This is a genomic window from Nereida sp. NH-UV-3 (assembly GCF_042939535.1).
Lineage (GTDB): Bacteria > Pseudomonadota > Alphaproteobacteria > Rhodobacterales > Rhodobacteraceae > Nereida > Nereida ignava.
The window spans coordinates 22,330-46,277 of sequence record NZ_CP132158.1 but is presented as its reverse complement, the minus strand read 5'-3'; the positions used below and the strand labels follow the sequence as shown (position 1 = coordinate 46,277).

General features: G+C 54.5%; 22 protein-coding genes. 17 read left to right on the top strand and 5 right to left on the bottom strand.

Annotated elements, in window-relative coordinates; genetic code table 11:
• The first annotated feature begins 260 nt into the window (after positions 1-260).
• The 15 genes from bchF (at position 261) to NeNHUV3_RS12255 (ending at position 15,939) form a co-directional block, all read left to right on the top strand.
• A complete protein-coding gene (gene bchF / locus NeNHUV3_RS12325) occupies positions 261-761 on the top strand; it encodes a 2-vinyl bacteriochlorophyllide hydratase (RefSeq protein ID WP_391483290.1) in 501 nt (166 codons plus the stop codon).
• The gene (locus NeNHUV3_RS12320; protein ID WP_048599936.1) at positions 758-2,026 is read left to right on the top strand and encodes a ferredoxin:protochlorophyllide reductase (ATP-dependent) subunit N; all 1,269 of its coding nucleotides are present in this window, start codon (positions 758-760) and stop codon (positions 2,024-2,026) included. The genes bchF and NeNHUV3_RS12320 overlap by 4 nt, the downstream gene beginning before the upstream one ends.
• Positions 2,023-3,558, top strand: a complete 1,536-nt coding sequence (gene bchB, locus NeNHUV3_RS12315; protein ID WP_391483372.1) for a ferredoxin:protochlorophyllide reductase (ATP-dependent) subunit B — start codon at positions 2,023-2,025, stop codon at positions 3,556-3,558. Before NeNHUV3_RS12320 ends, bchB begins: the two co-directional genes overlap by 4 nt.
• Positions 3,548-7,087, top strand: a complete 3,540-nt coding sequence (locus tag NeNHUV3_RS12310) for a magnesium chelatase subunit H (RefSeq protein WP_391483371.1) — start codon at positions 3,548-3,550, stop codon at positions 7,085-7,087. The genes bchB and NeNHUV3_RS12310 overlap by 11 nt, the downstream gene beginning before the upstream one ends.
• Positions 7,088-7,108: 21 nt before the next feature.
• The gene (gene bchL, locus NeNHUV3_RS12305) at positions 7,109-8,005 is read left to right on the top strand and encodes a ferredoxin:protochlorophyllide reductase (ATP-dependent) iron-sulfur ATP-binding protein (RefSeq protein ID WP_048599933.1); all 897 of its coding nucleotides are present in this window, start codon (positions 7,109-7,111) and stop codon (positions 8,003-8,005) included.
• Between the two features lie 3 nt (positions 8,006-8,008).
• Positions 8,009-8,674: a magnesium protoporphyrin IX methyltransferase gene (gene bchM / locus NeNHUV3_RS12300; protein ID WP_391483370.1), complete on the top strand. Its 666-nt coding sequence runs from the start codon at positions 8,009-8,011 to the stop codon at positions 8,672-8,674.
• Positions 8,653-10,080: a PucC family protein gene (locus NeNHUV3_RS12295; protein ID WP_391483369.1), complete on the top strand. Its 1,428-nt coding sequence runs from the start codon at positions 8,653-8,655 to the stop codon at positions 10,078-10,080. Before bchM ends, NeNHUV3_RS12295 begins: the two co-directional genes overlap by 22 nt.
• Before the next feature lie 18 nt (positions 10,081-10,098).
• Complete coding sequence (puhA, locus tag NeNHUV3_RS12290) at positions 10,099-10,869, top strand: photosynthetic reaction center subunit H (RefSeq protein ID WP_341246327.1); 771 nt, start codon at positions 10,099-10,101, stop codon at positions 10,867-10,869.
• 14 nt (positions 10,870-10,883) lie between these two features.
• Complete coding sequence (gene puhB, locus NeNHUV3_RS12285; protein WP_391483368.1) at positions 10,884-11,513, top strand: photosynthetic complex putative assembly protein PuhB; 630 nt, start codon at positions 10,884-10,886, stop codon at positions 11,511-11,513.
• Positions 11,514-11,519: 6 nt separating this feature from the next.
• Positions 11,520-11,990: a photosynthetic complex assembly protein PuhC gene (gene puhC / locus NeNHUV3_RS12280; protein WP_391483367.1), complete on the top strand. Its 471-nt coding sequence runs from the start codon at positions 11,520-11,522 to the stop codon at positions 11,988-11,990.
• Between the two features lie 13 nt (positions 11,991-12,003).
• Positions 12,004-12,300, top strand: a complete 297-nt coding sequence (locus NeNHUV3_RS12275) for a hypothetical protein (RefSeq protein ID WP_048599927.1) — start codon at positions 12,004-12,006, stop codon at positions 12,298-12,300.
• Between the two features lie 68 nt (positions 12,301-12,368).
• On the top strand, positions 12,369-13,418 hold the full coding sequence (acsF, locus tag NeNHUV3_RS12270) for a magnesium-protoporphyrin IX monomethyl ester (oxidative) cyclase (RefSeq protein WP_048599954.1): 1,050 nt from the start codon (positions 12,369-12,371) through the stop codon (positions 13,416-13,418).
• Positions 13,418-14,218, top strand: coding sequence for a putative photosynthetic complex assembly protein PuhE (gene puhE / locus NeNHUV3_RS12265; RefSeq protein WP_391483366.1), 801 nt, complete (start codon positions 13,418-13,420; stop codon positions 14,216-14,218). Before acsF ends, puhE begins: the two co-directional genes overlap by 1 nt.
• On the top strand, positions 14,215-15,429 hold the full coding sequence (gene hemA, locus NeNHUV3_RS12260; protein ID WP_391483365.1) for a 5-aminolevulinate synthase: 1,215 nt from the start codon (positions 14,215-14,217) through the stop codon (positions 15,427-15,429). Before puhE ends, hemA begins: the two co-directional genes overlap by 4 nt.
• 75 nt (positions 15,430-15,504) lie before the next feature.
• Entirely contained in the window at positions 15,505-15,939 is a 435-nt protein-coding gene (locus tag NeNHUV3_RS12255) for a cytochrome c family protein (protein WP_048599924.1), read from the top strand.
• Between the two features lie 95 nt (positions 15,940-16,034).
• Here NeNHUV3_RS12255 and NeNHUV3_RS12250 read toward each other — a convergent pair whose 3' ends face one another.
• Positions 16,035-16,715 (bottom strand): hypothetical protein, encoded by a 681-nt coding sequence (locus NeNHUV3_RS12250; protein ID WP_391483364.1) that lies wholly within the window; start codon positions 16,713-16,715, stop codon positions 16,035-16,037.
• A gap of 567 nt (positions 16,716-17,282) precedes the next feature.
• Between NeNHUV3_RS12250 and NeNHUV3_RS12245 the strand changes: the two genes are divergently transcribed.
• A complete protein-coding gene (locus NeNHUV3_RS12245) occupies positions 17,283-18,581 on the top strand; it encodes an AAA family ATPase (RefSeq protein ID WP_048599922.1) in 1,299 nt (432 codons plus the stop codon).
• Positions 18,582-18,585: 4 nt separating this feature from the next.
• A complete protein-coding gene (locus NeNHUV3_RS12240) occupies positions 18,586-19,677 on the top strand; it encodes a ParB N-terminal domain-containing protein (protein ID WP_391483363.1) in 1,092 nt (363 codons plus the stop codon).
• Between the two features lie 19 nt (positions 19,678-19,696).
• On the opposite strand, the gene bchO is transcribed toward NeNHUV3_RS12240, so the two are convergent.
• Genes bchO through crtA form a run of 4 tightly spaced genes read right to left on the bottom strand, consistent with a single transcriptional unit; the run spans position 19,697 to position 23,941 of the window.
• Positions 19,697-20,557, bottom strand: coding sequence for an alpha/beta fold hydrolase BchO (bchO, locus tag NeNHUV3_RS12235; protein WP_391483362.1), 861 nt, complete (start codon positions 20,555-20,557; stop codon positions 19,697-19,699).
• A gap of 5 nt (positions 20,558-20,562) precedes the next feature.
• Positions 20,563-22,212 carry a magnesium chelatase subunit D gene (locus NeNHUV3_RS12230; RefSeq protein WP_391483361.1) on the bottom strand — a complete coding sequence of 550 codons (1,650 nt, stop codon included), beginning with the start codon at positions 22,210-22,212 and terminating at the stop codon, positions 20,563-20,565.
• Positions 22,209-23,234: a magnesium chelatase ATPase subunit I gene (gene bchI / locus NeNHUV3_RS12225; RefSeq protein WP_391483360.1), complete on the bottom strand. Its 1,026-nt coding sequence runs from the start codon at positions 23,232-23,234 to the stop codon at positions 22,209-22,211. Before bchI ends, NeNHUV3_RS12230 begins: the two co-directional genes overlap by 4 nt.
• Positions 23,231-23,941: a spheroidene monooxygenase gene (gene crtA, locus NeNHUV3_RS12220; RefSeq protein WP_391483359.1), complete on the bottom strand. Its 711-nt coding sequence runs from the start codon at positions 23,939-23,941 to the stop codon at positions 23,231-23,233. The genes bchI and crtA overlap by 4 nt, the downstream gene beginning before the upstream one ends.
• Positions 23,942-23,948: the final 7 nt, after the last annotated feature.

Sequence of the window (23,948 nt, the reverse complement as noted above, 5' to 3'; positions counted from 1 at the left end):
GGCAGGGCCGGTTCAACGACTCAAACAAGCCGCTTGTCCACACACTAACACATGTAATCCAAATTCTATACCCATTGTAAAAAGAATTAGACACCACAGGGTATTCCTGAGGCCCGATCGTCAAATTCGGCGCAGAATGCAAAGCCCAACTTACAAATGCCCTTTTTGCCATATGTCAACTTTTGGGTGTAAGTTTTAGTTGACACATTGCCCATTTCAGACCACCCTCATCCCACACCGCTTGTCAGGGAGTCGGTCTTATGTCTGCGCAATCGTCGCACAAAAATCAGGGCCGCAGTCTCTATACGCCAGAGCAACGCGCCCGCCGAGACGCGACCATCTGGACATTCGTGCAGGGTGTACTTGCGCCCGTGCAATTCATCATTTTCCTCATCTCCGTAGCTCTAGTCATCAGGTACCTAATGACTGGCGAAGGTTACGCCGCGGCAACCGCTTCAATTCTGTTAAAAACCTTCGCGCTCTACACAATTATGGTGACAGGCGCGATTTGGGAAAAAGTTGTGTTTGGGCGCTATCTTTTTGCGCAATCGTTCTTTTGGGAAGACGCTGTAAGCTTTGTCGTTATTGCAATTCATACCTTTTATTTATGGGCCTTATGGAGCGGCGCGCTCTCTCCCAAGGCACAAATGCTGGTCGCGCTCGCGGCCTATGCAATCTATGTAATCAACGCTGCGCAATTCGTTTGGAAACTCCGGATGGCCCGCCTTGAAGCAACTCCAAATCAAGGCGTAACCGCATGAATGATCACAGCCCCATTTCAACTGGCTGCGCCAATAGCCCCGTCTTGAAACAACGCGGACAGCGGGAAGTTTTCTGTGGTCTCACAGGCATCATCTGGCTGCACCGCAAAATGCAAGACGCATTCTTTTTGGTTGTCGGAAGTCGTACCTGCGCCCACCTTTTGCAGTCAGCAGCAGGCGTCATGATCTTTGCAGAGCCGCGTTTTGGGACCGCGATTCTTGAGGAAAAGGATCTTGCAGGACTTGCTGACGCGCACACAGAACTTGACCGCGAAGTTGCGCGCCTACTGTCAAGACGGCCTGACATTAAGCAATTGTTTCTGGTCGGATCATGCCCCTCAGAGGTGATTAAGCTGGATCTTGCGCGCGCCGCAGAACGTATGACGCAAGAATATGCGCCTAACGTCCGCGTTCTAAACTTCAGTGGGTCTGGTATCGAAACAACATTCACCCAAGGCGAGGACGCGTGTCTGGCCTCAATGGTGCCCGTACTGCCCAAAACCGATGAACGCGAATTGCTCTTAGTCGGTGCTTTGCCCGACGTGGTCGAAGATCAAGCTGTTTCGCTACTGACTGAAATGGGCGTTGGTCCAATCAGAACTTTGCCCGCTTCCCGTGCAGCGGATCAATATGGTATTGGCGAAAACACAGTTTTTGCGCTTCTACAGCCTTTCTTGGGTGATACCCACGCAGAGCTTGAGCGCCGCGGCGCACGCCATATTCCTGCGCCGTTTCCGTTTGGCGAACAGGGTACCACCGCATGGTTGCGTGCAATTGCTCTTGAGTTTGGCGTCGATGAAGAAACTTTTGAGCGCGTCACAGCAGCGCCGCGCGCCCGCGCCCGCAAGGCAATTGATGCGCAAGCGAAAGAGTTGCGCGGCAAGTCGATCTTCTTCTTTCCAGATAGCCAGCTTGAAGTCCCGTTAGCGCGCTTCTTGACGACCGAATGTGGGATGACCCCGCTTGAAATCGGAACACCGTACCTGCACGCAGGCCTTGTTGGTCCTGACCTCGCGCTCATCCCGGAAGGTCCAACCATCTCCGAAGGACAAGACGTTGATCTGCAATTGGACCGCGCACGCGAGGCCCGCGCAGATATCACAGTGTGCGGCCTAGGATTGGCAAACCCACTCGAGGCCGAGGGTCTTACAACCAAATGGGCGATCGAGTTAGTCTTCACACCGGTTCACTTCTATGAGCAAGCCGGTGATCTTGCTGGACTTTTCTCGCGTCCCATCCGCCGCCGCGAGGTGCTTGACCTATGAAGCTCACCGTTTGGACATATGAGGGCCCAACCCACGTTGGTGCGATGCGTGTCGCAACTGCAATGAAAGGGCTGCACTACGTTTTGCATGCGCCACAGGGCGATACCTACGCGGACCTTCTGTTTACTATGATTGAGCGGCGCAACCACCGCCCGCCAGTTACATACACCACATTTCAAGCCCGCGATTTGGGAAGTGATACGGCGCATCTATTCAAAGACGCCTGCCAAGACGCCTATGATCGCTTTCAGCCCGAAGCGATCATTGTGGGCGCCTCTTGTACTGCTGAATTGATCCAAGATGACCCCGCCGGCCTTGCCGAAACAATGGGCCTTAATGTGCCAGTCATTCCGTTGGAATTGCCCAGCTATTCGCGCAAAGAAAACTTTGGGGCCAACGAGACATTCTACCAGATCGTCAAAGCTCTGGCCAAACCTTGCGAGCGCACGTCACGGATTTCTTGCAACATCCTTGGCGGCACAGCATTAGGCTTTCGTCACCGCGATGACATCCAAGAAATCACAGCGCTCCTCTATGAGCTTGGGATTGATGTGAATGTTTGCGCCCCGCTTGACGCAACACCAAGCGACATTGCCCGTATGGGCGCTGCACATTTCAACGTGCTACTTTACCCTGAAACCGGTGAGGCCGCAGCACGCTGGTGCGAGCGCAGCTTTGAGCAGCCTTACACAAAAACGGTTCCAATGGGCGTTGGCGCAACCCGTGATTTCATCGCAGAGGTGTGCCAAATTTGCGGAATAGAGCCTAGTGTGGACGAAAGCCGCTTGCGATTGCCGTGGTGGAGCAAATCCGTCGACAGCACATATCTGACTGGCAAACGCGTCTTTATTTTTGGCGATGGCACCCACGTAAAGGCCGCAGCCCGCGTTGCAAAAGACGAGATGGGTTTCGAAGTTGTAGGCGTAGGTTGCTACAATCGCGAGTTCGCACGTGACATTCGTGCACTTGCCAAAGACATCGGCGTCGAAGCCCTGATCAGCGATGACTACCTTGAGGTTGAGCAAACCATTGAGGCGCTGCAACCCGAGATGATCCTCGGCACCCAAATGGAGCGACACATCGGCAAGCGCCTTGGCATTCCTTGTGCCGTCATCTCCGCACCCGTGCACGTACAAGATTTCCCCGCACGTTACTCTCCCGTTATGGGATTTGAAGGCGCGAACGTCCTGTTTGATACGTGGATCCATCCGCTTGTAATGGGCCTTGAAGAGCACCTGTTGCACATGTTCCGCGATGATTTTGAATTCCACGACGAAGCGGGACCAAGCCACCACGGCGGACATGCACCAAAACCAATTGATCGTCCTGCTGAGGCGCCAGTCGCGGCTGCGGTTCAAGAAGGCACTGACGTTGCTGTTTGGCTCGCAGACGCAGAACGCGAGTTAAAGAAAATTCCTTTTTTTGTGCGCGGCAAAGCCAAGCGGAACACTGAAAAATACGCTCTGGATCAAGGCATGACTGAAATTTCAGTCGATACACTTTACGAGGCGAAGGCCCATTATGCGCGATGAGGTAAGCATCCCTTATCGCGTGGCTATCGTCACGCTTGATCGCCACGCCGGCGGATCAATCACGCGCGCCATGCCAAACTTGCGCGCTGACTTTCCAGGCCTTGAAGTAAGCGTTCACGCAGCTGCTGAATGGGGCGATAACCCAGAAGCACTTGCAACCGCACGTCACGACATCGACCATGCAGATATTATTGTGGGCAATCTGCTGTTTCTTGAAGATCACCTGAAGGCGATTTTGCCGAACATGATCGCGCGCAGACCTTCGCTTGACGCATTTGTTGGCGTCATTGCGGACCCAAGCATTACGAGCCTGACCAAGATGGGCGACTTGGATATGTCCAAGCCGACCTCTGGCGCCATGGCCATCCTTAAAAAGCTCAAGCCAAAGACAGGCAAGCAGGCGTCAGGCGAAGGCCAGATGAAAATGCTCCGCCGCCTGCCCAAAATTCTTAAGTTCATCCCCGGCAAAGCCCAAGATCTCCGCGCGTATTTTCTATCGATGCAGTATTGGCTTGGTGGATCAGACGACAACCTTGAGGCCATGCTCCGATTTTTAGTAAGCCGTTACTCTGAAAATCGCGGCTGGAACGAAATTGAGGCTGCCGCCCCCATCGATTACCCCGAAGTTGGCTTGTACCACCCAGAGCTTACCGGTACGAAAATCGTCACTGATCTTGCTGAATTGCCGCAGAGCGATGCGACTGCAACAGTCGGAATTCTGATGTTGCGCAGCTACATCCTGTCGGGGGATTGCGCTCATTATGATGCAGTCATCCGCGCGTTTGAAGCAAAAGGAATGCGCGTTATTGCGGGCTTTGCAGGGGGCCTCGATGGTCGCCCCGCCATTGAGCAATACTTCAACGGCGTAGATACGATGGTTTCACTGACTGGTTTCAGCCTTGTTGGTGGACCGGCCTACAACAACAGCGACGCCGCGATCAAAACACTTACAAAGCTTGATGTTCCGTATGTCGCTGCTCATCCACTTGAATTTCAAACGCTGAGCCAATGGTCGTCCAGCGACGGTGGCCTTGGTCCCGTTGAAACAACAATGCTCATCGCCCTGCCCGAAATTGACGGCGCCACAAACCCCACAGTCTACGCAGGTCGCCACAGTGAAACGGGCTGTCAGGGCTGCGCATATATGTGCAAAGCCAGTACCATCAGCAAAGCCATGGCACCGTGTCATGAACGCATTGATGTGTTGGCAGAAAAAGTGGCACGGCTGGCTAATCTACGCCGTAAAGAAAACGCTGACAAAAAGATTGGCATTGTACTGTTTGGCTTTCCGCCAAATGCCGGCGCCGTTGGAACCGCGGCGTATCTGTCCGTATTTGAGAGCCTTTTCAATACGCTGACCAAAATGAAGGCCAGCGGCTATGACGTTGAAGTGCCCACAGATGTGGACAGCCTTCGCACGGTCGTTTTGCAGGGCAACAGCGCCCAATACGGTCAAGAAGCTAACGTTGCTGATCACGTTTCTGCCGATCATATCGTTGAAAATACACCGCCCCTAGCCGCTATTGAAAGCGTTTGGGGCCCCGCCCCCGGCAAAGTTCAATCAGACGGTCGCGGCGTGTTCATCTTGGGCGCACATTTCGGAAGCGTCTTTGTCGGTGTTCAGCCAACTTTTGGCTATGAGGGTGACCCCATGCGGTTACTCTTTGAAAAAGGGTTCGCCCCCACCCATGCTTTCGCCCAATTCTACTTGTGGCTGCGCAACACATATCAAGCCGATGCCTTGCTGCATTTTGGGATGCACGGTGCACTTGAATTCATGCCAGGCAAACAAGCGGGCCTCGGCGCGCAGGATTGGCCAGATAGGCTCATCGGTGAGATGCCAAACGTCTACCTCTATGCATCGAATAATCCGTCTGAAGCCACGTTAGCAAAACGCCGTAGTAACGCCGTAACCATTACACATCTGACGCCACCACTTGCCAAGTCCGGTCTCTATAAAGGCTTAAACGCCCTGAAGGACACGTTAACCCGGTACCGTGGCACTGCCCAAAACGATCCGTCACGCAGTGATCTAGAACAGCTGATCCGCGACCAAGCTAACGCTGTTGATATGAACGGTCGTGATCCTGAAAGCCTTTGGCTCAAGCTGCTTGAAACAGAGCACGCGCTGATCCCCGAGGGGCTCCATATCGTTGGCAAACCAATGTCTGATGCGGCCCGTCACGATCACGTTTCCACAATGGCAGATCAATCGTCTGAGGCCCGCGCCCGCGTCGATGCACTGCTGCAAGAGGACACTGAGTTACCTGCGCTCATGCATGCATTAAGCGCGCGCTATATTGCCCCTGTTGCAGGTGGTGATCTGATCCGTAGTCCCGATGTCCTTCCCACGGGCCGCAATATTCACGCGTTTGATCCGTTCAGAATGCCAACAGAATTTGCATTACGCGATGGCCATAAGCAGGCCCAAGTATTGCTGGACGCTCAAGCCGAACTTCCACGCAGCATCGCGCTGGTGCTTTGGGGCAGCGACAATATCAAATCAGATGGCGGCCCCATCGCACAAGCCCTTGCTTTGATGGGCGCAAAGCCCCGTTTTGACAGCTATGGCCGTTTGTCAGGGGCTGATCTTATTCCATTAGAGAAGCTGGGGCGCCCACGCATTGATGTGGTTATGACCCTGTCTGGTATTTTCCGCGACCTGCTACCTTTACAGACCAAGATGTTGGCCGAGGCCGCCTATAAATGCGCAGCCGCCAATGAACCAACGAGCCAAAATTTCGTGCGTGCACATGCACTATCCTATGCAGAGCAAATGGACGTTGATCTGGAAACCGCAGCACTGCGGGTCTTTTCCAATGCCAACGGCGCGTATGGGTCAAACGTAAACGCCCTCGTGGATGCCAGCGCCTTTGATAACGAAGACGAGCTTGCCGATGCCTATGAGGCGCGCAAGTCATTCGCCTACGGCATGGATGGAAAGGCAGCGGCACAAGCAGACCTGCTCCAAAAACAGCTTAAGGATGTGGATGTAGCCTATCAAAATCTTGAAAGTGTTGAGCTGGGTGTCACCACCGTTGACCACTATTTTGATACGCTCGGCGGTATTGCTCGGGCGGTAAAGCGCGCCAAAGGCGGCGCTGAGCCGGCCGTATTCATCGGCGATCAAACAATGGGTGATGCAAAAGTACGCACCTTGTCCGAGCAAGTCGCCCTTGAAACCAGATCGCGCAGCCTCAACCCGAAATGGTTCGAAGGAATGCTGCAACACGGACACGAAGGCGTGCGCCAAATTGAGGCGTGCGTAACGAACACGATGGGCTGGTCAGCAACGACCGGCCAAGTGGATGAATGGGTCTATGAACGGCTCTCTGAAACCTTCGTTCTTGACGACGCGATGCGCCAGCGGCTGGCGGATCTGAACCCGCAAGCTTCGGTACGCATGGCCAATCGCCTGCTTGAAGCAAGCGACAGAAATTATTGGACCCCCGACGCGGAAACACTCGCCGCGCTGCAAGATGCGGCCGATGCGCTCGAGGATCAAATGGAAGGAATTGCGGCGCAATAGAGCCGCATAGGGAGAAGTAACATGGCACTAGACAGAAGCACCCCCATCCTGAGAGGCCAAGACGGCGAAGGCTCCGTACAGGTCCATCAGGATGACGGAATGAAAATCGAAGGCGCCAAAGTGTTTTCGGTCTATGGCAAAGGCGGCATTGGTAAATCAACCACTTCGTCCAACTTGTCTGCTGCATTTTCAATGCTGGGCAAACGGGTTTTGCAAATTGGATGTGACCCCAAGCACGACAGCACGTTTACTCTGACGGGCTCACTTGTCCCAACAGTCATCGACATCCTAAAAGATGTGGATTTTCACGCAGAAGAGCTGCGCCCCGAAGACTTCGTTTTTGAGGGTTTCAACGGCGTTAAGTGTGTTGAAGCAGGTGGCCCTCCGGCGGGTACCGGCTGTGGTGGCTATGTGGTTGGCCAGACAGTCAAGTTGCTTAAGCAGCACCATTTGCTTGAAGACACGGACGTAGTGATTTTTGATGTTTTGGGCGACGTGGTATGCGGCGGCTTTGCTGCCCCCTTGCAACACGCTGACCGTGCATTGATCGTCACCGCAAACGACTTTGACAGCATTTATGCGATGAACCGGATTATCGCCGCCGTTCAAGCAAAATCCAGCAACTATAAAGTCCGCCTCGCGGGCTGCGTCGCCAACCGGTCACGCGAGACGGATGAAGTAGACCGGTTCTGTAAAACCGTTGGCTTCAACCGCATCGCACACATGCCTGATCTTGATGCCATCCGCCGCTCACGCCTCAAAAAGAAGACCCTCTTTGAGATGCCTGATGAGGAAGAAATCGTACAGGTTCGCAAGGAATACATCCGGCTCGCGGAGACACTTTGGAACGGCACTGAAGCGCTTGCACCTGCGCCTCTGCCTGACCGCGAAATCTTTGAATTGTTGGGCTTCGATTAAACCATGACCGCATACGACCGCACCCTTTCCCGCGTCGAGACATACTTCGACCAAACCGCGACCAAAACATGGGAGCGCCTGACCTCAGACGCGCCTGTGTCGCGGGTGCGCGAAACCGTGCGCGCGGGGCGGGACCGGATGCGTGAAACAATGCTCAACACCCTTGGTGATGTGCGCGGAAAACGAATTTTGGACGCCGGCTGTGGCGCGGGTCAAATGACCCACGAACTGGCCTTGCGCGGCGCCGAGGTAGTCGCAGTCGATATCTCGCCATCACTAGTGGAAATCGCACGCAAGCGGTTGCCAGATGCCTTGTCACATCAAGTGACATTTCACGCAGGCGATATGCTAGACCCCGCGCTTGGTGACTTCGATCACGTGGTCGCAATGGATAGTTTGATCTACTATGACGCCGCTGACATTAACCGCTCAATCTCGACCCTATTCCAACGCACAAGCGGTAAAATTGTGTTCACCGTTGCGCCGCGCACACCATTCTTGATGGCGTTTTTCGGCATGGGAAAATTGTTTCCGCGCCGTGACCGCAGCCCCGTGATGATCCCACATGCGCCCAAGAAATTGGCGCGCCTTGTAGACGGTAATCTGCGCAGCGTCGCGCGGATCAGCTCGGGTTTTTATATCTCTGAATGTTTGGAAGTGACCAAGTGAGCCAAACGCAGCGCATATCAAAATGGCTCCCATTTGCGGATGCCGCGTCTGAGGGTCTTCCCCTCGGACAGCTTTTGCGGATGTCGCTGTTCCAAGTGTCTGTCGGCATGGCCTCTGTCTTGCTGTTGGGCACTTTAAACCGCGTTATGATCGTTGAGTTGTCAGTACCGGCAATGATTGTCGCACTCATGATCGCATTGCCTGTTTTATCTGCGCCGTTCCGCGCACTTTTGGGCTTCAAATCAGACAACTTGCAAAGCTCCCTGGGTTGGAAACGCATCCCCTACTTATGGTTTGGCAGCTTGTGGCAGTTCGGCGGCTTAGCGGTAATGCCATTTGCCATTCTGTCACTGGGATTTGAGCAAGCAGCCGGTCCCGAATGGGCAGGTGAGGTTCTGTCAGCAGCAGCTTTCTTGATGACCGGCCTTGGGATGCACATGACCCAAACCGCAGGTCTGGCATTGGCCGCAGACCGCGCAGATGATGAAACACGTCCTCGCGTTGTGGCTCTTTTGTACGTCATGTTCTTGGTCGGGATGGGACTGTCCGCCGTAATCGTTGGGTATTTCCTGCGCGACTTTGGTGATCTGCGGCTGGTTCGCGTCATTCAGTCTTGTGCCGTAATCACCCTTGTTTTGAACATTGTCGCTTTGTGGAAACAAGAAAAGCTGGTGCCCAAATCTAAGGCCGAGCGTGATGCAGCACCACGCCCCACTTTCAAAGATGCATGGTCAGATTTCATGGCCGGCGGTCAAGCTGGCCGCCTAATCGTTGTCATCTTTTTGGGAACCATGGCTTTCAATATGCAGGACGTATTGCTTGAGCCTTACGGCGGCGAAGTCTTGGGGCTATCTGTATCGGCCACCACTTTGCTTACAGCGCTTTGGGCGTCTGGCGCACTTCTGGGCTTTGCACTTGCAGCTAGATGGCTGCGCGGTGGGCTAAACACACATCTCATGGCGGGCCGTGGCCTGCTTGTTGGAGTGGGTGCTTTCACATGCGTTGTGTTCGCTGCACCACTCAATTCAGTATTCCTTTTCTACACTGGAAGCGCCGCGATCGGCTTGGGTGGAGGGCTGTTTGCAGTCGCCACGCTGACCGCAGCAATGACTTTGCCCAACGCAGGCCGCGGCCTTGCATTGGGGGCTTGGGGCGCCGCGCAAGCGACCGCCGCAGGCCTGTCGATCCTCATTGGCGGTACCATCCGCGATGTGGTCAACACTGCCGCACTTAACGGGAACTTCGGACCGGCGCTCGCCACGCCATCGACGGGCTATTCAGTTGTCTATCACACTGAAATTGCTCTTATTTTTGTCACGCTCATCGCCTTGGGGCCCCTTGTGCGACGCGGGACACAGACCACTCAGCAAGGACGTCAGATCGGTCTGGCTGACTTCCCTACCTGACACATTCGGAGAAAGAAAATGGACGGAACTATTTTTGGAAACATCGACTTGGCGAGCGTCGCTCTTTGGGGCTTTTACGGCTTTTTCGCGCTGCTGATTTACTATCTGCAAACCGAAAACATGCGTGAAGGCTATCCGCTTGAAAATGATAACGGTGAAACAGCCGCCAACCAAGGCCCCTTCCCTGTGCCAAACCCCAAAACGTTTAAGCTGCCACATGGCCGCGGCGAGGTGACCGTTCCCGGTCCTGACCGCCAAGCCCGTACAGATTTGGCGCTTGAGCAAACTGGCGTGATAAACGGTCTGCCTTTCGAGCCAACCGGTGATCCAATGATGGACGGCGTTGGTCCGGGTGCATGGGCTGCGCGTCAAGATCACCCAGAGCTTGATGGCAAAGGCCACCCCAAGATCATCCCCATGTCGAGCGTTGACACATTCCGCGTGTCTGCTGGCCGTGACCCACGTGGTTTGCCGGTTATGACAGGCGATAACGTAGTCGTTGGTCGCGTCACAGATATGTGGATCGATGAACCAGAACAGCTGGTGCGTTATTTCGCTTATGAAGTTGACGCAGAATTTGGCGGCGGCACCAAACTGGTGGCCCGTGAAATGGCGCGTATCAAATCAAACCACCTCAAGATCCGCTCAATTTATTCGCACAACGTCAAAGGTATTCCGACCCAAAAATCGGCAACCACTGTGACGTTGCTCGAGGAAGAGAAGATCCAAGCCTACTACGGCGGCGGCACGCTTTATGCGGACCCAAGCCGTTTGGAACCCCAAGCCTAAGGAAAGCCGACCCCATGTCACACGACGATTTCGCAGTTGAACCCATCGAAGGTCTGCCAGAGGAACTGCCCGCGGGCGAAGAAATCCTCTGGCAAGGACGCCCCAATTGGTGGAGCCTGACCAAAGAAAGCTGGGGCCTGAAATGGCTCATGGGCTATTTCGCTTTGTTCGCACTGTGGCGTTTCATCGTTGTGCTTGGGGTCGCACCCTTTGCCCACGCACTTTTGTCTGTACTACCGTTTGCAATTTTTGCAGCGGCAACAGTCGCTGTGCTGGCACTGATTTCATACGTACAGGCCCGTAACACGGTCTACACAATTACGAACCGCCGCGTTGCCATGCGCATCGGGGCGGCTCTGACGATGACCCTGAACCTGCCATACCAATGGGTAAAGAACGCAAACCTCGCGCTGCTTTCTGGCGGTCATGGCACCATCGCGCTTCAAACATCGGGCAAGACCCGCATGAGTTACCTAATGTGTTGGCCCCACGTTCGCCCTTGGCGGATGGCCCACACGGAACCCGCTCTCCGTTGCATCCCTGACGCCGCTAATGTCGCACAGATTTTGGCCGCCGCAGCGGAGACGCGGGTATCCGAAGCCCCAATTATCACACGCGTCACTGACGCCGTTCCAGCGGAGTAAACTGACATGCAATTTGCCCCTTCTGAAACCCGTAAAATGTTGAACAAAGACCGCGAAATGATCCCGCGCACGCTGATCCGCGGTGTGTTGTTCATGATCGCTTGCGCAGTCGCTTTGTCGGCCTACTCGGTCTGGTCAGACCGCCCATCGGCCAGTGCCCTGCCGGCTTCACCAATCGTGAAAGAACGTACGATCACGATGAAAAGTGAAATCTCAGGCGCCACGTATATCGCTGATATCGACGGTACAGTGTTGCTTGATGCAGGCCCGGGCGCAGGTGGTTTTATGGGCGTGATGTCACGCGTCGTTGAGCGTAATCGCACCGTAAACAACATGGACATGAGCGCGCCCGTTCGCCTTGTACAATTTGCCAATAACCGCGTCGCCATCATCGATGACCAAACCAACTGGAGCGCAGACCTGATGGGGTTTGGGTCCGAAAACTGGGCAGCCTTCGCCACGCTGCTCGATCAATAAGGGAACCGGAACCATGGGATTATTCACCCGATCAAAAGAAACAGCACCCTGCACTGTCAGCATCTCGCACCGCTTTGAAGAGCTCAGCGCGCATGTGCGTTTTGACAACGGAGCAGTCATTCACCCCGGTGATAGCGTCTTGGTCCAAGGGGCCGAGATCATGGCGCCTTTCGGCGAAATCGTCGAAGAAAGCCGCACCGCTGTCATCACCCGCGCCAGTGGTCTTGAGCGCGCTTGGACACGCCTGACCGGTGATCTGGAATTTATTGAGCTTTGCGAGTTTTCATTCTCTGAGGAGGTTACAGTATGAACATCCAAACCCCCAAAGACCTGAACGGTCACGCATCCCCCACCGCTTTGCATGGTACCAACGAAGCCATGACGTCGGAAAAAGCAACCGATGTTGCGATGCAGGACACGCTTCTCACCCCGCGCTTTTACACAACTGATTTCAATGAACTGGACGCCATCAACGTTGAAAACGTGCGCCACGATTGGGACACCCTGATCGGCCAAATGGAAGCAGACCCAAACAAAGGCCATTTCAAGAAAAATGCTGATTGGGATACCGTCGATTGGGACGGCATGGAACCTGCTCTGCGTGCCGAATTCATCGACTTTTTGATCTCAAGCTGTACCGCTGAATTCTCGGGCTGTGTACTTTATAAAGAAATGAAGCGCCGCGGTTCTAATCCAGACATCACGCAGCTTTTCCAACTGATGGCCCGCGACGAGGCCCGTCACGCGGGCTTTATCAATGATGCACTGCGCGAAGCTGGCATTGCGGTCAACTTGGGCTTTTTGACCCAACAAAAGAAGTACACGTACTTCCGCCCAAAGTTCATTTACTATGCCACGTATCTATCAGAAAAGATTGGCTACGCGCGTTACATCACGATCTTCCGCCACCTCGAAAAGCATCCCGAGCACCGCTTTCACCCTATTTTCAAATGGTTTGAGGAATGGTGCAACGATGAGTTTTCACACGGTGAAGCCTTTGCGTTGTTGATGAAAACAGACCCTAAACTGACGGAATCGCGCCAAAACCGCCTCTGGATCAAGTTTTTCCTGACGGCCGTTTACGGCACAATGTGGGTTCGCGACCACCAGCGCCCCGTTTTCCACGAAGCCTTGGGCGTAGATGTAACGTGGTACGGCATGGAGGTGTTCCGCAAAACATCGGAAATCAGCAAACAGATCTATCCGTTCACTCTTGATATCGATCACCCGCGCTTCCGCAAAGGGCTCGACAAACTGCAAGACGCCAACGTTCAGATTGCCGCTGGCAAACGCCAGCGCGGCGTTGCTGGTAAAATCAAGCAATTCATCGGAACCGCCCGCGCGGCGGCCGCATTTGCTGTGCTCTACTCCATCCCCGTTGTGCATCACGAACGTCCAGCAAGCACCATGATGGAACCCGCCTACTAATGCTGGCGACCCCGTGGATATCTGCGCTTGGCGCGTTGTTCTTGTGGTGGTTTTCCACGGGCGCGATCCTTGTGATCGTGCGCCGTGCTGACCGCGCCGAGGGCACCGCTGGCCTATGTGCTGTTCTATGGGGTTTGCCGTTCCTGCTTACGGGCGCTGCGGCATTTTACGTCTCGCTCTCTCAAACCGGAGTGGCGGGGCCCTATATCGGGTTTTTGTCCGCTTTGGCCGTTTGGGGATGGATTGAGCTGGCATTCTTGACGGGCATTATCACCGGGCCAAACACCGCTGAATTACCGCCTAACACCTCACCATTTGAGCGCTTTATTCGTGCATGGGGCACCGTTGCCTACCACGAGATTTTGTTGACCGCGGCCCTTGTTGCAATGATTTGGGTCAGCCAAGATGCCGAAAACATCTTTGGTCTTTGGACATACGCGGTGCTTTATTTCGCCCGCATCTCAGCCAAGCTGAACCTCTTTTTAGGGGTGCCCAAGATCAACACAGAATTTCTACCAAAACCACTGGCACATTTGCCGAGCCATTTTCGCCACGCACGGGTCAATTGGCTGTTTCCTATATCGGTCACCGCGCTCACATTCGCGACAGCCTGCTGGCTTGAACGGCTATATTCTGCCTCATCACAGGCAGAAGTGGCCGGATTTACCCTACTCACCGCCATCACTGCGCTGGCATTACTAGAACACTGGTTAATGGTCATTCCATTGCCTGACGAAAAACTATGGCGCTGGATGCTCCCCGCCCCTGCGCCCACAAAAACAAAAGGGACCACGTCATGACGTTTGATATTCTTTTCAATGAGCAGTTGGACAAACTCAAAGACGATGGCAATTACCGCGTTTTTGCACAGCTTGAACGTCACACGGGTAAGTTCCCTCAGGCGTCCGAGCACGGCCAAAATGAAGCGCGCGATGTCACAATCTGGTGCTCAAACGATTACCTTGGCATGGGTCACCACCCTGACGTGATTGCCGCCATGACACGCACCGCCGAAAGCTGTGGTACCGGCGCGGGTGGGACGCGCAACATCTCTGGCAACGCCATTCACCACCTTGCCCTTGAGAATGAGTTGGCTGATCTGCACGGCAAGGAAAGTGCGCTTTTGTTCACCTCTGGATATGTGTCGAACTGGGCCGCCCTAAGCACCCTTGGCGCGCGACTGCCCAATGCTGTGATCTTATCAGACGAAGGCAACCACGCCTCGATGATCGAAGGAATCCGCCATTCAAAGGCACAAAAAGTCATCTGGAAACACAACGATGTTGAGGACCTTGATCGTAAGTTGGCTGCCCTGCCCGCCAACACTACAAAGATCGTCGCATTTGAAAGTGTTTACTCAATGGATGGTGACATCTGCCCGATGCGTGAAATCATTGAAGTCGCTGAGAAACACGGCGCGATGACCTACCTCGATGAAGTCCACGCTGTTGGCATGTACGGCCCGCGCGGCGGCGGTATTTCCGAGCGTGAGGGGCTTGCTGACCGGATCACACTGATCGAAGGCACCTTGGGCAAGGCCTACGGTGTTGTTGGGGGCTATATCACTGGCTCCGAGGCGCTGTGTGACTTTATCCGTTCATTTGCCTCTGGCTTTATCTTTACCACTGCCCTGCCCCCCGCAGTGGCAGCAGCGGCGCAAACATCTATCAAGCACCTCAAGACATCGGATGTTGAGCGTAAAGGCCAACAAGCCCAAGTCGCGCAGCTGCGTCACAAACTTGATCGCGCTGGCATCCCGCACCTGATGAACAAAAGCCACATTATCCCCGTGATGATCAAAGATCCTGTTAAAACGCGGATGATCGCGGATTACCTGATGGAGCAGTATGGCATTTATGTGCAGCCCATTAACTACCCCACAGTGCCAAAAGGGACTGAGCGGCTACGCTTTACACCAGGCCCCTGCCATACAGATGCGGACATCGATCATTTGGTGAATGCGCTTAGCACTCTGTGGAAGCAATGCGCGGTTTCCCACGCAGTCGCGTGATTATAGCGGGCTTAACTTTACCTGCGGCACTTTGGCCCTAAGTTAATTATTGGAATGAACGTTGGAGATAGACTTATGAAAACGACACTACTTACCCTGACCGCCGCAATGGCTATCGGTGGCGCTGCCTTTGCAGACGGCCACGCTTCTGGTGATGCTGCTGCTGGTGAAGATGCATTCAAAAACTGTACAACATGCCACTGGGTTCAAGACGCAGACGGCAATGACATTGTTGGCAAGAAAAAGCCAACTGGTCCAAACCTTTACAACGTTGTTGGCAACGCGATCGCTCAGTCTGATTATCGCTACTCCAAGCTGATGAAAGCAGGCACAGATGCTGGTCTCGTATGGGACGAAGCATCGTTTGTCGCTTATGTTCAGGACCCAACAGGGTACCTGAAAGAAGCTACAGGTGAAAAAGGCCGCAGCAAAATGAGCTATAAAGTACGTAAAGAAGAAGATGCTGTGAACATTTACGCGTACCTTGCGTCGCTGGCGCCGGCTAACTGATCTAAAAATAAAAAATTTGTTTTTCTTTGTGAAAAGCAATGGCCGTCCCCGTTAGGGGGCGGCCATTTTTTTAGCGAAACTGGATACTCCGCAGCTTAGACCACCAAGACAACTTCGCTCACGTCTTGATCGACAGCTCGACACGCTGCATTCACTTGTTCGATTAAATGGGTCTGAACATAAGCAGCATGAAATTTACTCGGCGCGCGAAGGACCAACCGTCCCCCTGCCCGCTCAACCCGTACCAGCGCGCTTAACCACGCGCCATATGCGCCCTCGTCCTGACTGTGAAGTACACCTTGGGCCAAGCTCCACTCTGTCCCACTACTTAGGTCTGGCGCGGCTATTTTCCCGCGTGCCTTCAACGGCACTACCTTCGCACTTTCTGGCACACCTTCCATACGCAACGCATAATCAGGGCCAACAGCATCCCACTGTGGCCGTGTCACACGTCGTATGCATTCCAGATCAAGGCCATATTGAGTTACACGCCCACGCGCCCCTTGGCGGTGAACCACAAGCCATCCCATTGCTTTAAGTTTAGCCATCTCACGTTTAACAGTGCGGGGCTCCACCGCCCAAAGCCGAGCAATCTCAACTTGCCCTACGGCCAACTCATCCCGCTGCCAATTATAGCGCGCTACAACGAGTGTAATAAATCGCAGTATTAACCGCTGCTCATGTTTGCCGTGTGCCAGGGCATAGGCGCCCATAGCAGTTAGCACATCGTATTTTACCACGGACGCATTGCGCCCAGTAGTTTGGGTAACGTTCATATCCGCCCTTTTCGCGCCCTTTCGAATAAAGCTCCGCTCTTTTGGCAGGTGCTTTGGGTCGCGATATTTTTTGCCTCATGCAGCGACACCATGTTTGGTTGTCTCTACTATTATGTTATTTTTTTACACTGATGGCGCAGAACTACACATACTTGTGCTGCAACTCAACGCTAAATCAAATCTCTTGTCTGATTTGCGTCCAATGGCTCGATTCTGTCAAGTTCAGTTTTTCTGAGCGCTTCAAAACCACTAATCAATAATGATATTTTTGGTATTACTGGTATAGGGGGACGCCTTGGCTGACACCTATTAGGGCTTTTTTGTCCCCCAATATGTAGTGGCGACAATATATGTGTCCCCCTTAGTTTGGAACACTCGCCAGCACGTAGATGCTCACTGGTTCCAGCAGCGCCTTGCGATTCCCACAAAAATAGCCGCTACGTGCTATTTTCGCTTTTTTACCATTTCATCTTTATCCCCTTTTGCTTTTTTCGCAAATTAGGCGTAAATCAGGACAACAGCATCTAAAAGCGTCCCCGCGGGGACAGGTTATGTCAAAGGCTCGAAATGTTTTCACATGAAGATCTAGCTCGCATGCAAGCGCAGTCCTTGCGAATGCAGGGTGTTATTAGGAAGCAAACCTATTCGCCAGAGATGGAAAAAACTCTGCGGCGGTTTTCCAGTTGGGAGGTGGGCGAGCTTATCTTCAAGGTGAACCAATCGACGTTGCGCGGGCGGTTGGCGTCAGACCCCTCCCTGCCCCAAGGGTTGGTTGAGGAAGATGGGCGCCAACGCTGGTACTCCCTTGAGGAAATCAACCAGATCCGCCGCCGCCTTAAGGTGAACCGAAAGTCGCTCATGCCGCCGCGCCCCTCGGGCAAGCGGGCCATTCGCGCAGCAATTGCTAACTTCAAAGGGGGTGCTGGAAAATCCACCGTTGCGCTGCACTTTGCCCACGCTGCTGCGCTTGACGGGTACCGCGTTCTTTGCGTGGACTTTGATCCCCAAGCGACGCTGTCCCATTCGATGGGCCTGTCGGATGTGGATGAGGAATTTACGGTTTGGGGCGTCATGGCGCGCGACCTCATTCACCAAACAGAGGCGATGAACGCCAATGTAAGTATGGGCGCTGAAAGCGGTGCGGCCCTGCCCAAGCGTAGCCTGCCCTCCTCAATTACGGATATGGGGTTGGCCGATTTGCGGGTGACGGATTTCATTAAGCCGACGTCGTGGCCCACAATCGATATCGTGCCGTCTTGCGCCAATGCGGCCTTTGTCGAATTCGCCTCTGCGCAGTATCGCCATGTGAACCCAGAGTGGTCGTTTTTTGCTGCCGTCTCGCGCTACCTCGATCAGCTGCCACCAGACGCATATGATATGATTATCTTCGATTGCCCGCCTGCAATTGGATACCAGTCGATGAATGCCGTTTTTGCGGCGGACGTTCTCTATATTCCGTCTGGTCCGGGTTACTGGGAGTATGACTCTACGACGTCATTTATCGGCCAGCTGTCCGAGGCTCTTGAGGACTTGGCGCATTTCCGCAGTGGTGTCCCCGCGGGGACGATGTCCCTTCCCAAGGCATTCCTTGATGTGCGCTTTTTGCTGACCCGTTTTGAGCCAAACAATGACCTGCACCGTGCGATGCAGCAGGCATTTGTTAAAGTGTTTGAAGATAGAGTTACCGAACATCCCATCGAGATGACCCGTGCCGTTGAGCAATCAGGTCGCTTCCTGTCGTCCATTTACGAGATCGATTACAGGGATATGACACGTGAGACTTGGCGCCGTGCGCGGGCGTCCTTTGATCAGGCCTATGAAGAATTTCGGACTAACCTTGTAAGTGCGTGGGAAGAATTGGAGTAATGCTATGAAGAAGCGTCGTGTATTCGATATTGATTTTGATGAAGCAGAACAGACACAAACACAGCAGTTAGAGACTAAATCGATGTTTGGCTCCCCTGCCCCGTCGGCACCCCATGACCGGCGTGGCCCTATGGCATCAGCCATCGCTGAGAACGCTGGCGCTTTGTCAGAGCGTGCAGAAGCAGAGGCTGCTATTCGTGCCGAAAACGACCGTCTCGCCCACGAGTTAGTAGGCCTAAAACAAGCCGGCCTGATTACGCGTTTAGTCAATATTACCGATGTTAGAGCCGAATTGCTGACCCGTGATCGCAAGGCGGTCCGCGATATTGAGATTGATGAGTTGAAAGCCTCGATCCGCGATATCGGCCTTTCAAATCCTATTCAGGTGCTGGAGGCAGATGGCGGTTATGAATTGGTTCAGGGGTATCGGCGCCTAACTGCGTTCCGCGAGCTTTACAAGGAAACCGGTGAAAAGCGTTTTGCTGAAATTCCAGTTGGAATTATCGCCAGGACTGAAGAAGACCGCTCTTTGTATCGCCGGATGGTCGATGAGAACATCGTGCGCAAAGGTATCGGTTTTGGTGAAATGGCAGCGATCGCTTGGGCTTACTTGCGGTCGTCTGACAAAGCGTTTTCTAATGTGAATGAAGCTATCGACGATTTGTTTGCAAGCGCAGGCCGGCAAAAGCGGGCCTACATTAAAAACTTTGCAAAGCTATACCAGCGGCTTGAGCCAAGCTTGGTCCATGTGGATGTAATCCCGCGGGCGCTTGGGCTTGAGGTGGGAAAAAAGCTTGATGAAAACCCTGCACTCGTCAGCGTTCTGAAGCAGCGCTTGCTTGACGCAAATGGGCAGAGTGCGGCCGATGAGCTTCGGATGTTGCGTGCCTTTGTGGCTGAAAAAAATACCCCCAAAACCACGCCTCGTGAGACTGCCAAGACCACCCTTCGTTTGATGTCCCCGCGGGGACAGGTGAAGTGCGTCGCCGCAGAGGGAAGTTTTTCGATGCAATCGAAGATGGATTTCACCACCGTTGAGCGTGCGCGGCTTGAGGCGGCAGTAGCGGCGTTTTGGGAAGCGCTTGATCCAAAGTGATGCGTCCCCGCGGGGACAGTTACTCTTCGATAAAGGCCCGTATCAGGTTGACCACCTGTTGCGGGCTTTCTTCATGGGCCAAGTGTCCAAGTTTACTGAGTTCTTGCACTTGCGCGTTTGGCATACGTGAGGCTGCTGCGTTGCTTGTGCGTGGCGGAACAGCCTGATCGTTTGAGCCGGTAATGAAGAGCGTCTGATTGAGCATGTTGGGTAGTCGTTCGAGCAACCCATCGAGCTTCCAATGCGCCATCATGGCGAGTGTACCGTCAACGTGTGAGCGCCGTGAGATCAGTGTCTGATAGAGCTTCAGGCCATTCTCATCTAGCTTTGAGCCTGTCCCAGTTATCAGGCGCTCAACTGCTGCGCTGTTGCCAGAGGTGGCAGTAAAGATACGTGCTGTCAGGGGGTTCAGGGACAGCAGCTTGGCGAACGCAGGGAATAGAAAGCCTGCGATGCCTTTGAAATTTGCGAGCGCCGCGTTGATGCCGATGATCTGTCCCCGCGGGGACACGCCAAGTTCCGCAAGTCGAAGTGCAATGGCGGCACCGGCGGAGTGCCCGATGATTGCGCTTGGCTCCCAGCCTTCTTGGGCAAGCAGCGAAGCAAGATCTGTGGCCATCGCATCAAGCCCGCAGCGGGCGCGTGAGCCAAGTTGGCTAAACCCCTGACCTGGCAGGTCAACGGCGATGACTTGGTGTGTTTGTGCAAGTAGTGGCATGACGTCCCGCCATGAGTGCGTTGCGCCACCAGCGCCGTGGATGAGCAACAATTGCGGTCCGCTCCCCATGATTTGCACGTGCCACCTGTGCGGCCTGCAGGGAATGATCTGAGAGTGCTCTTTGTGGGGCCAATAGGCGGGCAGGCGGGGCAGCAGGTCCATGTTCTCTACAAAGCGCCTGAGACGGCCTGAGAGAGCTTCTGTGCGTTGGCGCGAGGCAGGGCGATGTAGGGCGCCATCATGCGGCTGGAGAGGGTCTCTAAAGCTCTATGTGGGCGGTTAGACACATCAATCACCATGCTTGCGATGTTATGTGCTGCGATATGTTGGGCCATCATCTCGGCATCTGTCCCCGCGGGGACACGAGAAGCTGTTCCATCAAGGGCGATATTTGCACGTCCATCGGTCAGCGTGATGATTGTGGGTGTCAGGCCGCGCCCTCGGGCCTGTTGTGCCAGATCAAGGGCAGCTTTAAGGCCGGCCGCTAGAGGCGTTCCACCACCACCTGCCAAGCTGGCTAATTGTCGTTTCGTTTGGACCAAGCTGCGCGTCGGTTGCAAAATCGTTTCGGCTGTTTCACCGCGAAACGCCACCAGCGCCACATGGTCGCGACGGGCGTAGGCCTGTGCTAGCAGCAACTCAACTGCGCCTTTTGCCTCTCCTAGTCGTGCCATGGCAGCACTTCCGGATGCATCGACAGTGAAAATCATAAGTCTGTCTGACATTTCCTTAAAGCGTTTGACCCGAATGTCGGATGGGCGGATGGCGAGCGTGGTGCGTGTAGACCCACGTCGACGCAATGGTTGCCAAGGTGCGGCGGCACGCAAGGTTGCGACTAAGTCAATTGTGTTGGTGCCATCCAGCTTGCCGGTGGTTGAGGGTAGGGGGCGACCGCGGCGGTTCCCCTTTTTGCTGTCACCTGAACCGCTGGCTGTTCGGGCGCTTCGCTGTGCTTTTGCCTTGGCTAATCGAGCGAGAACATCCGGTGGCAGCATCGCGCGAATGGCATCGATCACCATGTCTTGCGGTATAATCTCTGCGGATTGATTGGCTGGTGAATTGTCACCGGTGTTATCAGGCGGAGGAGGCGCTTCTTGTGCATCAGTTTGATCGGATGGCATGCAAGTTGCGCGGGGTGCGATGACCAGTTCAGCGGCCGCCTTCAGATCGTCGGCATTGGGTGTTTGACGGTTAAACAGAACCGCATGTGTGCGTGCGGCCTCAACAGCAAACATAGGCGCACGAATGCCATCAACGCCAAACTGAATACAGAGCGAAGTGAGGTATTTAATTACCTCACTGGGTGTTTCAGCGGTTATAAGATCGATATTGCTTGGCAGGGTAATAACGCTGACATCTGTGTGCCGTATCCCACCAAGATCTACGTGAAATGCAAGCCGTTCCGCTAGAGCAGGGGAAAGTTGTTCAGCACCTTCTTCATCTAACCCTTCGTCCAATGCGACCAGTGTGTGATCGCCTGCGTCCAATGTTTGCGCAAGCCGCGCGGCCAGTGGTCCCTCTGTGCGTTCAGCCATTGTCAAAACAAGTGTCGAAGGGTCGTGCAGCATCCCTTTTTCGGCCACAACAGAGCCTTTTTGAAGCGTAGCGCTAATGTCTACGCCGCCGAAAAGCTGTTCGTCAGAAACCCGCGGATGTAACCGGCGGCAGGGCAGGGGAAGTGCATCGCAGGCGGCGTTGAAGCGGTCACGGACGGGGCCGTTACGTGCTTTCACCCAAATGCCACCAAGACGCGGGTTAAGCGCCAACAAGGTTAACGCGCGTTCAGCGAGAGACCATGCTGGTGCGGGACTGGTCATGCAGAGGCAACGCTTGGGGTGTTGAAGACTTGGTTCACAATACGTGCGACGCGCGCGCCGCTGCCTGCCTCATCAAGGGGGTCGCGACGAAGGCGATGGCGAAGGGCCATTGGTGCAACGGCTTGTAAATCCTCACGAATTACTTTGTTGCGGCCTTGATAGGCGGCCCATGCGCGCGCTGTGCGAAGCAAGGTAAGCTCTCCGCGCAGGCCATCGGAGCCGAGCGCAATACAAAGCGCCGCACAATCAGCCAGAATTGCATCATCCGTCTTAATTTTCGCCAGTACCGAACGGGCTTTGATGATGTCATCGCGGATCTCCGCATCTTTGACAGCCCATGTTTGAAGGAAGGCGGTCGTGTCCCGCTCGTAGGCGTCGCGGCGCTTGATCACTTCGACCCGTGTCTCAACGTCATTGGGAGAGCTAACGTCAAGCGACAGACCGAAGCGATCAAGAAGTTGGGGGCGCAGCTCGCCCTCTTCTGGGTTGCCAGAGCCGACAAGAACAAAGCGCGCGGCATGGCGAATAGACAGGCCTTCACGCTCAACCACGTTTTCACCGGTTTGGGCCACGTCCAAGAGAAGATCGACGATGTGATCTTCGAGCAAATTGACCTCGTCGATGTAGAGATATCCACGGTTTGCACGCGCCAGCAGGCCTGCTTCAAATGCTTTTTCGCCCCGTGTAAGAGCCTTTTCGATGTCCAATGCGCCCACAACGCGGTCTTCGGTGGCGCCAAGGGGTAGATCAACGACAGGGGTCGGAATTTCCACAGTCTGTTCCGTGTCGATTGCGGCCCAATCCGGGCAATCCGCAGAGGTTTTTGAGTTGGTTGGGCAGCCTCTGATGGCTGTAATTGGCGGCAACAAGGCGGCAAGCGCGCGCACGGCTGTCGATTTGCCCGTCCCTCGGTCACCGAAGACCAGCACGCCGCCAATTGAGGGGTCAATCGCGGTGAGGATCATTGCCTGTTTCATCTCGTCCTGACCGACGATGGCGGAGAAGGGGAAGGGCTGTTTCATGAGATTTCTTTCAGTTGTGCGAGGGGCGAAACGCCGCCCCATGTGCCGGCTTCACCGCAAACGCGGAAGCGGGCGTAGAGTTCTTCTGCAAACCAGTCGTCACTGCGGACAGCCTTGATTGCACGTGCGTGTGGGCCGTCTTTTCGGGCGAAATTTGCCATCGCATCAGCATTTGGCCAGATGGAAAAGGTGATTTGATGCAGCAACGGCATCTCTCCGATGCCGATTTTGAAGGCAACATTGGGATCAGCCCCGATAACTGAAGAAATGGCTGGAACCCGCTTCCAAAACCGCAGGGCTTTACGGGTTTTCACCGTTGCGCGCGTAAGCGCGGCAAGGGGGCCTTCGGTGTCAGCGGCTTCAATGAAAGGAACTTTGCCTGACCATGCACCGCGAACGGATGTGGGTGTCAGAAAGACTGTCCAGCTTTCGTCTGCGCGGGCGTTGTAGCGGCGAAATAGCGGGGCAGATAGGCTCTGTTCTTGGGCGATTTGCGTATTGGGCCACGTGGCCAAGATGGCGTAAACTTGGGTGTTGGGGAGCGGGGTGAACCCTTCGCCGGTTCCTGAGCCGCAGAGCTTCCAAAAGCCGATGTGTGGCGTTTTGCCAATGCTGAACCGTGCCGCGCCCATCATGGCGAGCGCCCATAGTCGCGCCCTGAGTGGGCCGAACCTGTAGAAGCTGATGCTGACGCATTGGGTGGTCATTTACGAG